13 protein-coding genes are annotated in these 15,752 nt (G+C 60.3%); 7 read left to right on the top strand and 6 right to left on the bottom strand.

What is annotated here, in order from left to right:
- The 7 genes from GOQ25_RS03485 to GOQ25_RS03455 form a co-directional block, all read left to right on the top strand.
- On the top strand, nt 1–1,942 hold a 1,942-nt coding region (locus GOQ25_RS03485), incomplete at its 5' end, for a TonB-dependent siderophore receptor (protein ID WP_236844474.1).
- A gap of 143 nt (nt 1,943–2,085) precedes the next feature.
- On the top strand, nt 2,086–2,661 hold the full coding sequence (locus GOQ25_RS03480; protein WP_160349059.1) for a hypothetical protein: 576 nt from the start codon (nt 2,086–2,088) through the stop codon (nt 2,659–2,661).
- A 171-nt stretch (nt 2,662–2,832) separates the two neighbouring features.
- A complete protein-coding gene (gene acnA, locus GOQ25_RS03475) occupies nt 2,833–5,532 on the top strand; it encodes an aconitate hydratase AcnA (protein ID WP_160349058.1) in 2,700 nt (899 codons plus the stop codon).
- A 156-nt stretch (nt 5,533–5,688) separates the two neighbouring features.
- Nucleotides 5,689–6,891 (top strand): DUF2863 family protein, encoded by a 1,203-nt coding sequence (locus tag GOQ25_RS03470; RefSeq protein ID WP_160349057.1) that lies wholly within the window; start codon nt 5,689–5,691, stop codon nt 6,889–6,891.
- A gap of 11 nt (nt 6,892–6,902) precedes the next feature.
- Nucleotides 6,903–8,144 carry an elongation factor P maturation arginine rhamnosyltransferase EarP gene (gene earP, locus GOQ25_RS03465; RefSeq protein WP_160349056.1) on the top strand — a complete coding sequence of 414 codons (1,242 nt, stop codon included), beginning with the start codon at nt 6,903–6,905 and terminating at the stop codon, nt 8,142–8,144.
- 150 nt (nt 8,145–8,294) lie between these two features.
- Nucleotides 8,295–8,852: an elongation factor P gene (gene efp, locus GOQ25_RS03460; RefSeq protein ID WP_160349055.1), complete on the top strand. Its 558-nt coding sequence runs from the start codon at nt 8,295–8,297 to the stop codon at nt 8,850–8,852.
- 88 nt (nt 8,853–8,940) lie between these two features.
- A complete protein-coding gene (locus GOQ25_RS03455) occupies nt 8,941–9,447 on the top strand; it encodes a DUF1178 family protein (protein WP_160349054.1) in 507 nt (168 codons plus the stop codon).
- 51 nt (nt 9,448–9,498) lie between these two features.
- Here GOQ25_RS03455 and GOQ25_RS03450 read toward each other — a convergent pair whose 3' ends face one another.
- The 6 genes from GOQ25_RS03450 to GOQ25_RS03425 all read right to left on the bottom strand — a co-directional run bounded on the left by GOQ25_RS03450 (nt 9,499) and on the right by GOQ25_RS03425 (nt 15,750).
- Nucleotides 9,499–10,206 (bottom strand): DUF2968 domain-containing protein, encoded by a 708-nt coding sequence (locus tag GOQ25_RS03450; RefSeq protein WP_160349053.1) that lies wholly within the window; start codon nt 10,204–10,206, stop codon nt 9,499–9,501.
- 142 nt (nt 10,207–10,348) lie between these two features.
- Nucleotides 10,349–12,442, bottom strand: coding sequence for a pilus assembly protein TadG-related protein (locus GOQ25_RS03445; RefSeq protein ID WP_160349052.1), 2,094 nt, complete (start codon nt 12,440–12,442; stop codon nt 10,349–10,351).
- A gap of 55 nt (nt 12,443–12,497) precedes the next feature.
- A complete protein-coding gene (locus GOQ25_RS03440) occupies nt 12,498–12,908 on the bottom strand; it encodes a DUF3613 domain-containing protein (protein WP_160349051.1) in 411 nt (136 codons plus the stop codon).
- 46 nt (nt 12,909–12,954) lie between these two features.
- Complete coding sequence (locus GOQ25_RS03435; RefSeq protein ID WP_160349050.1) at nt 12,955–13,830, bottom strand: tetratricopeptide repeat protein; 876 nt, start codon at nt 13,828–13,830, stop codon at nt 12,955–12,957.
- Nucleotides 13,830–14,816, bottom strand: a complete 987-nt coding sequence (locus tag GOQ25_RS03430) for a type II secretion system F family protein (protein WP_160349049.1) — start codon at nt 14,814–14,816, stop codon at nt 13,830–13,832. Before GOQ25_RS03430 ends, GOQ25_RS03435 begins: the two co-directional genes overlap by 1 nt.
- A 10-nt stretch (nt 14,817–14,826) precedes the next feature.
- A complete protein-coding gene (locus tag GOQ25_RS03425; protein WP_160349048.1) occupies nt 14,827–15,750 on the bottom strand; it encodes a type II secretion system F family protein in 924 nt (307 codons plus the stop codon).
- Nucleotides 15,751–15,752: the final 2 nt, after the last annotated feature.

The following is a 15,752-nucleotide window of genomic DNA, read 5'->3' as shown; positions in this document are numbered from 1 at the left end:
TATGGACAGTATGGACGCGCCGTTTGTGGTGACGAGCTTTACGTCGAAACTGATCGAGAATCAGCAGGCGCGCACGTTGGGGGAAGTGGTCAAGAACGATTCGTCGGTGCAGGTGGGGAACGGGTTCGGGAATTCGGCGCAGACGTTTTCCATCCGCGGCTTTGCGATGAATAACGATGATCTGGCGTTTAACGGGCTGTATGGGATTTTGCCCCGACAGGTGTTGCCGACGCAGATGGTCGAGCGGGTGGAGATTTTGAAAGGCGCTAACGCGTTTTTGAATGGCGCGGCGCCGGGCGGGTCGGGGTTGGGAGGATCGATCAATATTCAGCCCAAGCGGGCCGAGGTGGATCCACTGACGCGGGCGACGGTGGACTATACGAGTGATTCACAGGTCGGCGCGGGCGTGGATATTGGGCGTCGATGGGGCGAGAACCAGGAGTTTGGGATTCGGGTTAACGCGGCGCATCGGGATGGCGATACGAGTATCGACCATGCGGGCGAACGTATGGCGGTGGGTACGGTCGGGTTGGATTATCTGGGCGAGAAGCTGCGGGTGTCCTTGGATGCGGGGTATCAGAAGTATCGGTTTTCGCAACCCCGGCCCACGATCGTGCCGATTGGCACGGGGGTGCCCTCGCCGCCATCGAATCGGCTGAATTATGGGCAGCCGTGGACGTATAGCGAGTTGGAGAGCACTTACGGAGTGCTGCGCGCGGAATATGATTTTTCCAGCGACTGGATGGGCTATGCGGCGATCGGGACGAGTCACGATCGCGAGCATGGCGATTATGGGCAGCCGCGGGTGGACGAGGATGGTAAAGGCACTGTGGCTCGGCTGACGGTGCCTTATACGCGTGACTCGGTCAGCGGTGAGGTCGGGGTTCGCGGGAAGTTTCGGACGGGGCCGGTAGGTCATCTAGTCAATGTGGGATTTTCTGGGCTGCAGTCGCGCGTGAGGCAGGCCTGGGAAATGAGCGACGCTAGCCCGATTGATATTTACGATCCGCAGTCTTTCCCGCGCCCGGCCACGACGTTTACGGGCGGGGATATGGGCGATCCACATATCAGCAGCCGCACGAACCTGAGCAGTGTGGCGTTGTCTGATCAGCTGTCGTTCTGGGATGACCGGGTGTTTCTGACGCTGGGGGTGCGACGGCAGACGATTAAGGACAAGCTCTACAACACTGAGGGCGTGCACGATACGACCTATGATCGATCGGTATGGACGCCGGCCTATGGTTTGGTGATCCGACCGTGGGAACAGGTGTCGTTTTATGTGAACCATATCGAGGGGCTGACTCGAGGCGACTCGGCGCCGCTGGGCGCGGTGAATTATGGCGAGACGCTGGCGCCCTATCGCACTAAGCAGACTGAGGCGGGGGTGAAGGTCGATCTGGGAGATATCGGCGGCTATGTGGGCGTGTTTCAGATCGAGAAGCCGGAGGCTTATACGAACTCGGACGGCGTTTTTGGCGTGGCGGGATCGCAGCGTAACCGAGGCGTGGAGCTGAATGTTTATGGTGAGCCGGTCAAGGGTGTACGGCTGTTGGGCGGGGTGACACTCATGGATCCGGAGCTGCGCGGCACGGCGGGTGGACGTCAGGATGGCAATAATGCGATTGGCGTGCCGAGGTATCAGGCCGTGCTGGGCGCGGAATGGGATGTGCCGGAATTGACGGGGCTGACGCTGCAGGCTTATGTGCAGCGGCGCGGCTCGCAGTATGTCAATGCCGACAATACGGCGAAGATACCCGCATGGACGCGCTTGGATCTGGGTGCGCGGTATGCGACGAAGATCGACGGGCACGCGGTGGTCTGGCGCGCCGGGGTGGATAACGTCACGGATAAGCGTTACTGGGCGACGGTGGGCAACGATTTCGGGCAGCTCACGCAGGGTATGGGGCGCGTCTATAAGCTTTCGATGTCGGTGGATTTTTAAAACGCGACGTTGCTGCGCGCGTGTGACGGACCGGGGCGGGCAGTGGCTTGCTCGCTTTCTTGTAGGTGCGCTGCAGCGCAACAGACGCTACCAACCGCGCATACCGCTTAGAATTCGCCCATCCGCCGGATGAGGAATAGGCCATGACGCGCTGGCCGTTGGTATTGAGTTTGTTGCTGATATTGGGCGGGTGTGCAACCACCCCGCCATCGAACCCAGAAGATCTCTGCGAGATTTTTCGGGAGAAGCCGAGCTGGCGTAAGGCCGCGGTCAAGATGCGCGATAAATGGGGCGTGCCGGTGCAGGTGCCGTTCGCCATGATGTATCAGGAGTCAAGCTTTCGACATGATGCCCTCCCCCCACGCTATTACATCTTGGGTTTTATCCCGTGGGGTCGCGTCAGCACAGCTTACGGATACGCCCAGGCCAAGGATGAAACCTGGGCGGACTATAAGCGCGAAGCTGGCGGCTGGATGGCCAGCCGCGAGAATTTAGCGGATTCACTGGATTTCATGGGCTGGTATATCAGCAAGACCCAGCGCATCAATGGGGTGTCGAAGTGGGACGCGTACGGCCAGTATCTGAATTATCACGAAGGCTGGACGGGTTATCGCAATCGTAGCTACGACAAAAAAGCGTGGCTCAAGCGCGTGGCACAGCTTGTGCAGGCGCGCGCTGAACGGTTTGGCGCGCAGTATCGGAAATGTCCGGATGGCTGATCGACATCGGCGGCGGATGCTCGGGAACTTTGACGAGTGACCCAGGTCTTATATAAGATATAAGACATAAGACCGCGCCACGCCGCGCATTGTGTCAACATACCATGACAAACTCGCGAAAACGCCACAAAATGGTAGCTTTACGCGGTCCAACACCCACGGAGTTCCATCATGCCGCATAACACGTTCAATACTCTGAAGAATTTCAAGATCGGCAGTAAGACCTGTCAGCATTACTCGCTGCCCGCCCTGGGCAAGGCCCTGGGTGTGGATGTGCAGCGACTGCCGGTGTCGATCCGCATCGTGCTTGAGTCGGTGCTGCGCAACTGCGATGGCCAGAAGGTCACCGAGGAGCATATCCGGCAGCTGGCGAACTGGCAGCCGAATGCCAAGCGAGAGGATGAAATTCCCTTTGTAGTCGCGCGTGTGGTGCTGCAGGATTTCACGGGCGTGCCTTTGCTGGCCGATATCGCGGCCATGCGCTCGGTCGCCGAGAAGATGGGCAAGAATCCCAAGCAGATCGAGCCGCTAGTGCCGGTGGATCTGGTGGTGGATCACTCGGTCATGATCGACTATTTCGGCACGAAGGACGCGCTGGATCTGAACATGAAGCTGGAATTCAAGCGCAACCAGGAGCGCTACCAGTTCATGAAATGGGGCATGCAGGCCTTTGACACGTTTGGCGTGGTGCCCCCGGGCTTCGGGATCGTGCACCAGGTGAACTTGGAGTACCTGGCCCGCGGCGTGCACAAGAAGGACAATATTTACTACCCGGACTCGCTGGTCGGCACAGACAGCCATACCACCATGATCAACGGTATTGGCGTGGTGGGCTGGGGTGTTGGCGGTATCGAAGCCGAGGCCGGGATGCTGGGTCAGCCGGTCTACTTCCTGACGCCGGACGTGGTGGGTGTGGAGCTGAAGGGCCAGTTGCGCGGTGGTGTGACAGCGACCGATCTGGTGCTGACGATCACGGAAATGCTGCGCCGCGAGAAGGTTGTGGGCAAGTTCGTGGAATTCTGCGGACCGGGCACGGCGAGCCTGTCGGTGGCCGAGCGCGCCACGATCGGCAATATGGCGCCCGAATATGGCGCGACGATGGGCTTTTTCCCCGTCGACGATCGCACCATCGATTACTTCCGCGGCACGGGCCGCACGGACGAGGAAATCGCTGCGTTCCAGGCTTATTTCAAAGCGCAGAAGATGTATGGCGTGCCAGACGCGCGCGACATCAACTACACCAAGCTGCTGACGCTGGATCTGTCCACCGTGGCGCCCTCGCTCGCTGGTCCGAAACGTCCGCAGGACCGCATCGAAATCGGCTATGTGAAGAGCACGTTCAAGGATCTGTTCTCCAAGCCGACGGCGGAAAATGGCTTTAATCAGCCGGCGGAAAAACTGGATCAGACCTTTACCACCAGCGATGGCACGACGATCAAGAACGGCGACATTCTGATCGCGGCCATCACGTCTTGCACCAATACCTCTAACCCCAGCGTGTTGCTGGCTGCGGGCCTGTTGGCCAAGAAGGCAGTCGAAGCCGGGTTGACGGTGCCTAAACATATCAAGACGTCGCTGGCGCCTGGATCGCGGGTGGTGACGGAGTATCTGACCAAGACCGGTCTGCTGCCGTATCTGGAACAGCTGGGCTTTGATATCGCCGCTTATGGTTGCACGACGTGTATTGGTAACGCGGGCGATCTGGCGCCTGAGCTGAACGAAGCGATCATCAACAATGATCTGGTGTGCGCGGCGGTGTTGTCGGGCAACCGTAACTTCGAAGCGCGAATTCACCCGAATATCAAGGCGAACTTCCTGGCTTCTCCGCCGCTGGTGGTGGCTTATGCCTTGGCGGGCACGATTACGCGCGATCTGATGACCGAGCCGGTGGGTCAAGGCAAGAACGGCGACGTGTGGCTGGGTGACATCTGGCCGAGCACTGAAGAAGTCAATGCGCTGCTGAAGTTCGCGCTGGATCCGCAAGCGTTCCGCGACAACTACGGTCAGGTCAAGACGAACCCGGGCGATTTGTGGAAGAACATCAAGGGCGTGACGGGCGATACGTATAACTGGCCCGAATCCACCTACATCGCCAAGCCGCCATTCTTTGACGACTTCGGCATGGAGCCGGGTTCGATCCCGGTGATCCAGGGTGCGCGGGCGCTGGGCATTTTTGGCGACTCGGTGACAACGGACCATATTTCGCCGGCCGGCTCGATCAAGGAAACCTCGCCCGCAGGCAAATGGCTGAAGGAACACGGCGTGATGAAGGCCGATTTCAACAGCTACGGCTCGCGCCGCGGCAATCACGAGATCATGATGCGCGGCACCTTTGCCAACGTGCGCATCAAGAACCTGATGATTCCGCCGAAGGCCGATGGCAGCCGGTTCGAGGGTGGCGAAACGCTGTTCCAGCCCTCGGGCGAACAAATGTCCATCTATGACGCCGCCATGAAGTATGTGGCGCAGGGTACGCCCACGGTGGTGTTTGGCGGCGAAGAATACGGCACGGGTTCGTCGCGCGACTGGGCGGCCAAGGGCACGCAGCTGTTGGGCGTGAAGGCGGTCGTGGCGCGCAGCTTCGAACGTATTCACCGTAGCAACCTGGTGGGCATGGGCGTGCTGCCGCTGCAGTTCAAGGGCGACGATAGCGCGGCCACGCTGGGTATCACCGGCAACGAGACGTTTGACATCTCGGGCCTGGAAAACGGCATCAAGCCCATGATGGACGTGACCTTGACGATCCACCGCGCCGATGGGTCGCGTCAGGATGTCGAGGTGCTGCTGCGTATCGACACCCCGATCGAGGTGGATTACTACCTGCACGGCGGCATTCTGCCATTTGTGCTGCGTCAGCTGCTGGCGGCCTGATGGCTGGCTAGACGTGTGCAGCGAAGGCCTCCTCGGAGGCCTTCGCTGCATTGCGGCCGACACCTAGTATTTCAGCGCCCCACCCCGTCCAGGTCGCAATCGGACCAGGGTTAAACTAGCGGGTTCCAATCTCTCTTTGACGCCCTTTCATCACACATGGTCCGAGTCCGCAGCTCCGTTTCTACCCGCCTGAACCGTGACGCGACGCGTCTGGTCTCGCTCGCCCTGTCGTTAAGCCGTTCCGGCAGCCGGGTCGAGGATGTGTATTGGGAGAAACTGCTCGCCGATACGATCTCGAAGCTGTTGCGCAATACGCAGGACGCCACGCTGGAGGCAGCGCTGGAGCATCTGGCGCAGCAGGATATTGGCGCTTATGAAGTGTTGATCGAGCAGGCCGAGACATTGTCGGAATCGATGCAGATCGAGAAAGCGGGTCAGCTGCACGATGTGCTGTTGATTGTGATTCCTATCGCCGCGTGGACGCGATACACGATTCCCACTGGTCCGCTGCCCGAATCGGCAATTCAAACGCTGGCGGCGCATTTGCATGGGCATGTTCTGGCCGAGGGCACGCAGGTAGCGGTGATGCCGCAGTTGGTGAGCATCGACCAGATGCCCCGCACGTTTTCGGAAACATGGCAGTGGATGCAGCGACTGGGGCATCACGCCCTGGGTCTGGATGCACCCAAGCCCGCCATGAACAAAGCCGATGAGCCCACCAATATGCTGGCCGATACTCGCTATGTGGTCGCGTCGGTGACGACGCCGGCGGGCGCGCCGATTTTCCGCTGGCAAGAAGCGCCCGGCGTCGAGGAGAACAGCCGCGAGGCTTGCCTGGCACAATGGGTGGCGCAGGCGCAGCCGACAATCGCTACGTTGATGCCTGGGTGCGGCATTGAGTGCCTGTTGCCGGATGCCTACTACGTGAGCAACCGCGAGGCGGACCGGCGCGTGCGCCCGATGTCGCTGCGCGCGGCCGTGACCTGGCTGGAGGGCGCCCTGGATGCGTCCGCCTCGGAACTGCGTGCCGTCGTCGCAGGCTGCGGCGAGACGCGCATCGAGGAATACCGGGTTGGCTTTACGGTCCGCAATAACAACGATGTGGTGTATGGCTGCATTTGGCCCGTTTATGGCCGCGAGGACGACACGGGCGAAGATGACAGCCAGCCAGGCGTGGTGGATCAAATCGCAGCCCACTTGAAGGAATATGGCGTGCATGAGGTGCGTCATATTCCTGGCGTGCTGCTGCCGGAGTTTTGCGAAGACTGCGGCGCGCCGGCTTTCCCGAATCCGTTGGGCGAGCTCGTCCATGCGGAACTGCCGGAAGACGCGAACACCGCGCCAGCGAAGTTCCACTGATTGCCAATCCCGTGCGCGCCGATATTTTCTGCCGGGTCGTCGATAACTATGGCGATATCGGCGTGTGCTGGCGGCTGGCGCGACGGCTGGCGCACGGTCATGGTTGGCAGGTGCGGCTGTGGGTGGACGAACTACGGGCATTCGCGCGGATTCAGCCGGGGGTGTCGAGCGACCAGACGCGGCAGACGGTCGAGGGCGTCGACATTTTGCATTGGACGCAAGACGATGACTTAGCTGGGGTAATACCCGGCGACGTGGTGATCGAGGCGTTTGCCTGTGATCCGCCCGCCGCGTTTGTGCAAGCAATGCGGGCGCAGGTGCAATCGGGCGATCGGCAGCCCGTCTGGTTGAACCTGGAATATCTGAGCGCCGAGTCCTGGGTGGAAAGCTGCCACGGCCTGCCGTCGATGCAGGCCGACGGGCTGGTGAAGCACTTTTTCTTTCCCGGCTTCACCAAGGGCACGGGAGGGTTGCTGCGTGAGCCTGGGTTGAGCGCGCAGCGCGACGAGATGCAGGCTTCGCGGGAAGCGCAGGCCCGGTTTTTAAGCGAGACGTTGGCGGTAAAAGCCGATGCATTGGGCCATTGGCATGGCGGTGCGCGGCTCGTGTCGCTGTTTTGCTATCCCTATGCGCCGGTGAATGCGCTGGTGCGCGGATTATTGGACGATGAGCGGCCTTCGCTGCTGCTGGTGCCCGAAGGGGTTGCGCCGGGGCTTGAGGAAACGCTGTGGGCGGCCAGGACGGCTGGCCGTGCGCATGCAGGCGCGCATCTGCGAATCGCGCGCGTGCCGTTCGTCGCGCAGCCCGACTTCGACCGCCTGCTTTGGTGCGCGGACCTGAATTTCGTGCGCGGCGAGGACTCGTTCGTACGCGCGGCTTGGGCGGCGCGGCCGCTGGTGTGGCAAATCTATGCACAGGATGAAGACGCGCACCTGGACAAGCTGCAGGCGTGGCTAGCTCGCTATCCGGGGCCGCCCGCGGCGCAGGCGTTGATCCGTGCATGGAATCGGGCGCCGGGCGCTTTTGCTGGCGACGATGGCGTCGCGACGGCGTGGGATACGGCGCCGGATCGAGCGGATGCCTGTACTGCGGCCGACTCGGCTTTCAGCGCCACGTTACGCGCTGCATTGCGAGAACCTGCCTGGTCCGCCTGGCAGGCGGCGGCCCTTCGCTGGGATGCCGAGCAGGCCTCGCGCGCCGATCTGGCGGACAGTTTGGCCTTTTTTTGCGCAGAAAAGCTCAAGAAACGCTAGAATAGAGAGTTTTCCGAGTTCCTTTGCCTCGCGCACCAGCGCTATGCAGGTCTCATTTTGACAGCCTCCCGGGGCACGTAGGGTCCGCTAGACCGGACATTCTGCGCGCAAGCACGGCGAGTGCGCTTTAACACCCGGAGTTTTTAATCAATGAAAACCGCTCAGGAATTGCGAGTCGGCAACGTGGTCATGGTCGGCAAGGACCCCCTCGTTGTTCAAAAAGCTGAATACAACAAGTCTGGCCGTAACGCCGCCGTCGTCAAGCTGAAGTTCAAGAACCTCTTGACCGCCTCGGGCAGCGAATCGGTTTACAAGGCCGACGAAAAATTCGACGTGGTCGTGCTCGATCGCAAGGAATGCACGTATTCCTACTTCGCCGATCCGATGTACGTCTTCATGGACGAAGAGTACAACCAGTACGAAATCGAAGCCGAGAGCATGGGCGATGCCCTGCACTACCTGGAAGAAGGCATGCCGGTGGAAGTCGTCTTCTATGACGGCCGCGCGATTTCCGTCGAACTGCCCACCATCCTGGTTCGTGAAATCACCTACACCGAGCCGGCCGTTCGTGGCGACACCTCGGGCAAGGTGCTCAAGCCCGCCAAGATCAACACGGGCTTCGAGCTGAACGTGCCGCTGTTCTGCGCCATCGGCGACAAGATCGAGATCGACACGCGCACGCACGAGTACCGCAGCCGCGTCAACTAATTGACTCGCCCGGGCTGCCGCGATGTCGGCGGCAGTTCCAGGACGGCGCCTGCGGGCGCCGTTTTACTATCGGGCTAACCTTATCGTCATGGCACTCAAAGTATTCGACCTGCAGTGTGATCAAGGCCACCTTTTCGAGGGCTGGTTTAGTTCGCATGAAGACTATGACGCGCAGCAAGCGCGTGGGCTGCTCACGTGTCCGGTGTGCGATTCCGCCAATATCACCAAGAAATTGTCGGCGCCGCATTTGAACGTGTCCCACCTGCGTGAGCCCTCGTCGCAGGCCAATGCCGTTGCGGCCAATCCCCCTGCTGCCGCGCCTGCGCGCTCGACGGAAACTGCCGTCGCCAGCGCCGACCATGAGGCTATCGCGCGTATACAAGCAGCGGTATTGCAAGAGATGCGGCGCATTATCCGCAATACCGAAGATGTCGGCCCGGCGTTTGCCGAAGAGGCTCGGCGCATTCAGTCCGGCGAAGCCGACGAGCGTCCGATACGCGGGACGGCAACGGCCGAGGAGCGAGCGGCCTTGACCGAAGAAGGCATCGAGATCATGGCGTTGCCGGATTTTCTCAACGACGATCGGTTGCAGTAGCAGGGCGCGGCGGGCGTCATCCGGACGCCATGCCTGCCCTGGCTATCAGCCTCAGCGACGCAGTAGATCCGATTGCACTTCTTTCGCCAGATTCAGCTCCGCCTGTTGAGCGCGTAATACTTCGATTTGGCGCTGCATAACGGCCAGTTCCTTACGCAGCTGTTCCTCTTGCGCGGATAAGGCCGTCGCTTGTTGGCGAGCCTCTTCCTGACGGGCGGCGACTTGCTGGGCTTGTTGATCGCGCAAGGCCTGATCCGCGCGGAGTACAGCGAGCTCTTGATTGCGGATGGTCAAGAGACGTTCGGATTGAGCGTATTCGGCCTGCAGCTTGATGCGCGCAATCTCGACTTCTGCCAGTTCGGCGGACTGTTGGCTGAATGCACGGTACATCGCTTCCGCCTGGCTTTCCGACAGTGTCTGCACGACTCGCCAGAAATCCTTTTGCTGGAATAAGGCGACGTAGTAGACGAGATCCTCGGGCTTGAATAGCAGGCTCGCGCCATAGGTGCCGTTGTACGTGGTGCGCAGTTCGACGACCTGTCGGCTTTCGATGAGTGATCGCAGCGCATCGGCGGTAGAGCTGATGGATGCGGCCGGTGCGCTGGATGCCTCGAGCTGGGCAGGCGTTTGCACCGGAGTGCTTTGCTCGGCCACGGCCTGGCGGTCCGGCGGGGTGATGGCGGCGCATGCGGCCAGCGTAAACAATGCTGCGATCACCGTGGCGCTACGCGCGGCGCGATGAAGTTTACGAAGAGTCATGCAACCTCCCAAAAATGATGACGCGAGAATTTAACAGTTAATGACGAAGATGGCATGGTATTGAACTGTGCGGCTTGGCTTGGCGATCGGTGCCGAGAATAAAAGTGGCGATGGCGCGGTTCGTTCGACATGATGAACGTGATCAATACACGAGCCGAGGTTTGCCGCAATCAACGGATAGGAGCGATACGTCGGCCTCGCCCAGGTTCACGCCCAGCAGCGCGAGCAGCTTCTGCACGAGTAAGGAAAGTGGGTCAAGTAGCGGCTGCAGCAGCGCGAAGACAACGTTGAGCAGGCCGCTAAAGGCGTTGGTGCCCGTCAGACCCAGGGTTGTCACGCCGTTGATGCGGCAGTTGCGGATGTTGTCTGTGGTCATTCCCAACAGGCACACCGTGTCGGCGGTGACGCCGAGAACCGTGTCCAGTACGTTGCCCACGACGGTGAGCGTGCTGCCCAGGAAGCCCACTAAGCCACCATTCTTCACGCGCTCTCCCAGCCTGTTCATTTCCTGCGTAGACCAATTCAAGTTGTTGATGACATCGGAGATGGATCGGCCCAGCCCTTCACTGCCGACCAGACCTTTAGCAATGTCCTTCGCTTTGTCCTGAGGGATTTCCTCTTTTCGGCCGGTTAGATCACCCAATACGCCTGCGACTACCGCGTCTGCAACGTCTTTGCTTAATTCGGTCAGATCGATGTTCGTTGCAGCTACCGTGGCGGTTGAATCCTCCGATGGAGGTGCCGTTAACGTAACTGGCACGCCCTGCCCCTCGCGGAAAACTGGCAAAGCAATGTGACTCTTAATGGGAAGAATCCCGAGCACATTCAAAATTTCGAAGGGCTGAACCGAGGTGAAGGTTTCTTCGACACATGCATTGTCTGCCGAGAAAAAATCGTCAATGGATGACATGTTCTGGAACTTACCCAGGCATACATTGGCGACGGATGACTTCACCTTCAGCACGGCCTGTTGCGGGGCCAGCGGGGCTTCGCACACGCTGGTCAGTTTGGCCTCGGATTGCCCTATTTCCAGGATCAATGGCAGACGCACATGTGTCTTCATCGCGCCCAACACTTGGCCGAAAAAGGGAATGTTCCCAGTATCTGCGTACAGATATACACGGATGCCTGCGGTACTCGCCGACGTGCCCACGCCACCGATCCGAATCGCCGGCGGCTCGACCACGCGCACCTTGCTGGTTACGCCAAGCAGCGGTACATCGAGGCCTAAATCGATCAGGTTGTCTCCATTCGCAATCATCAAGCCGGTCTGGAGAATACTGGCGACTCCAATGTCGGCCAGCAATGCCGCTTGTGCGTCGGTTGCCAAATCCACATCGAATAGACCGCCGTCGCCAAACAGTTTGATATCCGCGTTCACGGGCGCGACTGCGAGCAGCACATTGACCATATCGGCGAGCAGTCCGACCTGTGCCTGGGCCGTTCCGCTGCCGCGCTCGACCAGCGCCAACGTGGCGTTAAGCAGCGCGCCGAGCTTCACCGATTCCAATGACGCCAACTGCTCGGGTGTGCCAACCCCTGCCAATGCCGACAAGGGCAGATTGAGCTCTTTCAGCAGACCTGATGGCGTGATGTTGAGGTTCAGCAGACCTGCGGAGTCCAATACGGTGAGTTGTTGCGGCGTCGCGCCCAGCGAGGCCAACAGTTTGCCGACAAGGCCGTTTGACCCCAAGCGCAGCAGGCGAGAGCCGACGGAGAACGCCGCAATGGGATCTGTGGAAGCGGCCGTGGCGACCACGCTGGCCTGCGCGCCTCCCATCCAGCCGGATATCACGCTAGGGAAAAGCGAGCTGAGTGATTTATCGATGCGGACCTGAACCGCGTTGACCCGTTCGCCCGTACTCGGCTCGAAGACATGTGAACCGTCGGCCTGAGTGCGTTTGGGATCCCACACCACGCATCGCACCGTCACGTCAGCGGGCGTGACTGCGTCCATAAATGATTGACCGTTCTCGCTCGCGCTCGCCCGCGCGGCCAAAAAAACGCTGGCCCCTGGCGCACAATCGGCGGCGGATCCGGTGGGCGCTAACACTTGCACCGCCGACAAGGCAGACAGATCGGCGGCCTTCTGGAGTTCGCGCTTCATGTAGTACAGATAGCCGATCTGGGCAGACATCAGGACCGCCAGGCAGATCAGAATCGCAAACACAGCCGATACCAGAATCGAGCCACGCTGCGATGGCTGCGCGAAGATAGGGTGCGGATACGGTTTCATGAGGATCCAGGAGGCAGCGCGCGTCGCGCCCAGCTCAATGACGAATGACCAAGGCCTATTGTTCGGTCTTTACCTTCTCGGCAAACCATTGCGGGATGGGCATGGAGAAGCTGCCCAGGTAGCGATTCCAGGACGCCGTGGAAACTGGCCCGAGCATGGGAAGTTCAGCGCCTGCCGCGCGACCTTCAGCCTGCATCGTGATCAGGTTCCGCGTCGCGTCGCCAAACCCCTGGCGCGTGGCGGATACTGCCGTGCTCGCGCTTGAAGCGGCCACGGCATCGGGCTGCGACCCTAAAACAGCGGCATTCTCGGCGGGAGCCGGAGATGGCGCGGCCGCCAGATCCACCACTGGAATGGCTCGGCGATTCACGTCGTTATCCACGAGTGGGGCATGCGTTTGCGCAGCCACGGGCCCGGCCAGCATGGAGATCAAGACCAGGAACAAACCAGATAAGGAGCGGGACATAGTGGGTGCTTTCGAGAGTTGAAGAATGATGACGCGGTCACCGGCTTTATTGCATCGACGATGAGGGCACCATGCGTTCCATGACGGGCTGCAGCATAGGCCCAGAGATATGGCCAGCATCGGAGCGGGTAACCTTCACCGACGCGACATTGGAGGCGCCAGCTGGAGACGTCGCGATCAGCGCGGCCTGCGCGCGTGTTTGTTGGTGGATCTGGGCGGCTTGCTCGAAGACCGCGGCACGCGCCGCCGAATCCAGCTGCGCCCTCTCCATCAACTGCTGCGCTTGACCGGTATTACCATCCAGCACCAAGAGCAACGCCATATTGGCCAGGACTTTTCCATTGGTGGGTTCGAGCTCGGCGGCCTTGCCAAGTGGCACGCGCGCACCCGCTGTGTCGGCCCCCAGCAGATACGCATAACCCAAGTCGCCCAACATTTGGGCGTTGGTCGGAGCCAATCGCGTGGCACGCTCCAGGTTCTGTACCGCCTGGACATAATCACCGCGCGCGCCGGCAAGCAAACCCAGCCCATGCCACGCCTGCGCAGCCTGTGCACTGGTGATCAGTCTGCGATATACCGCCTCGCTCTTCTCGATTTGTCCGGTACGCCTGAGCGAATCCGCTTGAAGGATGGCAAGCTCAGCCCCCGCACCGAATTGCTGCTCATAAGCATCGATATACGCGAGTGCGGCAAAGTCTTTGCCTTGACGCTGCGCCTCGCGGATGATGGACAAGGCAATCTGCGGCTCGGTGGGCTGACGCTTGGCGTGAGCGTCTTCCTCGGCCTGCTGCATGAGTGCCTGCTGCTCTTGCTGCGCTTTAATCAGCGACCACGCGGACTGCGTATTCGAGCTTTGACACCCTGCTAACACGGTCAAGCTCAACAGACACCACGCTGCCGCGCCACTACATGCTCGGATCATTAATTTCCCCCTGCCATACGCGATAGCCCTCTGATGACGGCCAGGAATCCCATACCGCCCGTCACAATCAACAATGCGGGCATAAGCGTGACGATCATGACGCCTGTCATCTTGACCGTCAGACGGCCGATGCGCTCTTTCAGCTCGAAGCGGCGCTTGTCTCTGATCCGTTGTGAGAACCGATTCAACGGCTCTTGTACGGCGCCACCATGTCGGTCCACTTGTTCAATCAATCGACAGATAGCCGCGATATCGTCATTACCGAAATCCTGAATCAGACGTGCGAACGATTGTTCACGCGTGCGTCCGCGGGCATAGATGGCACAGGCGGCGGAGAATTCATGCGACAGCACCGGCAACACACTGGCAAAGTCCTTGATGATGACTTGCAGGCTTTGATCGACCGATAAGCCCACCCCTTGTAGTAGGCGGAGCAAATCGATAAAAAGCGACAGTTCTTTGCCAGCCTGTTCCTTGCGCGCCTTGACCCGTCGGGTTAACAGCCATTTGGGCAAGAGGTAGCCGATCGCGAACCCCAGCACCAGCGTCGTGACAATGGCGAACCATGATGCCGCACCGAACCAGGTGACGCGCACTACCACGGCAGTCAAAGGCAGCAGTATCGCGAGTCCAAAGCGCAGTACGACGTAGCGGGCGCGGGCGATGCCAATATTGGGATAGCCGGCGAGCTCTAACAGTTTGTTGTCTTCGGCCGGCAGGAGCGATTCGGCCAGACTGCCTGACCCAAGCCGCTTACCCAATGCGTCCGTACCCTGCGCCAGTGAGCTCAGCGGGTTCGCCGGTTCTTTTGCATCGGGCTGCGCGGGTCCGCGCGCGGCGAGCGTGCGGTCCACGACGGCGACCGTGCGCGACTGGGCGCGCAAGCGAGTCATCATGTGCGCGCCGATGAGCACGCACGCGATGGCGATTAAAACCAAGGCGGCGGCCATCAGTTGTGCAGGGGTGAATGTGGTGAGCGAATCCATACTCGCTTCCTCAAATCGACTTGGTCATGCGATAGAGCCAGAACGAGCCGCCCGCCTGCAGGGCCGCCGCCATCATGAGCATCTTGAAACCGACCTCGTCGTTCCACATCCCCATGAACATCGCGTTATTGGTAATCATGATGTAGCAAGCAATGCCCAAGGGCATCAGCGCCAGCACCCATGCCGACAATCGGATTTCTGCCGAGGCCGCAACCAGTTCCGCACGCGCCTGAGCCAGATCGCGCATGAAGGCGGCGATGCGTTCCAGCACAACGTCGCTGCGGCCGCCGTATTTCTGCGCCACTCTGACGACGGAGGCAAGCAGGTGAAGCTCTTCGAAGTCATACAGCCGGGCCACGGTGGTTAGCGCGGCGTCGAGTTCTTGGGACGTGCGGCTAAGATGCGCGGCTCTCTCGACCACTTCCCGCAACGGCTCGGCAGTCGCCATGGCTGCGCTCTGGAATGCTGCTGACATGCTATGGCCGATGGTTATCATGCGGACCATGTTGTCGAGCATCTCTGGCAGTTGATCGAACATGCGCGCGCGGCGCTTGCTCGCTCGGAGCCAAATACCAAAGTACATCGTCACACTGATCAGTATCGCCGCGGCAATCGCGGATATGACACCGCCCAGAAGCAGCGCAATAGCGACGCCTCCGAATAACACCGCGCAGAGCGCCGTATAAAAGGCTGGTGTGGGCTTGATGCCCGCGCAGCGCAACTGGGTATCCCAACGCTCTACACCCGTACGTAAACCCGGCTGCGCAGACACGTTTCGCGTCCGTTCGTTATCCGCCGTTGGGACACGCTGTATGCGGCCGTTAAGGAAAGCCGCGCTATCTTGTCGACGTTGCTGGCGCTGCGCACGTTGCCATAGCAGCAGGGCGAACAGCACCAGAACGAGCGCAAGCGCGTACAGAATGCCTATCAACATGA

This window comes from Bordetella sp. 15P40C-2 (assembly GCF_009763235.1).
Classification (GTDB): Bacteria; Pseudomonadota; Gammaproteobacteria; order Burkholderiales; family Burkholderiaceae_B; genus Bordetella_A.
The sequence above is the reverse complement of the archived record's forward strand: the minus strand, read 5'-3'. Positions and strand labels throughout refer to the sequence as shown.

Coding starts and splice junctions, on each gene's coding strand:
- GOQ25_RS03455 (WP_160349054.1), top strand. CDS start 8,941: ATGGCACTCAAAGTATTCGACCTGCAGTGTGATCAAGGCCACCTTTTC.
- GOQ25_RS03450 (WP_160349053.1), bottom strand. CDS start 10,206: ATGACTCTTCGTAAACTTCATCGCGCCGCGCGTAGCGCCACGGTGATC.
- efp (WP_160349055.1), top strand. CDS start 8,295: ATGAAAACCGCTCAGGAATTGCGAGTCGGCAACGTGGTCATGGTCGGC.
- GOQ25_RS03425 (WP_160349048.1), bottom strand. CDS start 15,750: ATGTTGATAGGCATTCTGTACGCGCTTGCGCTCGTTCTGGTGCTGTTC.
- GOQ25_RS03435 (WP_160349050.1), bottom strand. CDS start 13,830: ATGATCCGAGCATGTAGTGGCGCGGCAGCGTGGTGTCTGTTGAGCTTG.
- acnA (WP_160349058.1), top strand. CDS start 2,833: ATGCCGCATAACACGTTCAATACTCTGAAGAATTTCAAGATCGGCAGT.
- GOQ25_RS03470 (WP_160349057.1), top strand. CDS start 5,689: ATGGTCCGAGTCCGCAGCTCCGTTTCTACCCGCCTGAACCGTGACGCG.
- GOQ25_RS03480 (WP_160349059.1), top strand. CDS start 2,086: ATGACGCGCTGGCCGTTGGTATTGAGTTTGTTGCTGATATTGGGCGGG.
- GOQ25_RS03440 (WP_160349051.1), bottom strand. CDS start 12,908: ATGTCCCGCTCCTTATCTGGTTTGTTCCTGGTCTTGATCTCCATGCTG.
- GOQ25_RS03430 (WP_160349049.1), bottom strand. CDS start 14,816: ATGGATTCGCTCACCACATTCACCCCTGCACAACTGATGGCCGCCGCC.
- GOQ25_RS03445 (WP_160349052.1), bottom strand. CDS start 12,442: ATGAAACCGTATCCGCACCCTATCTTCGCGCAGCCATCGCAGCGTGGC.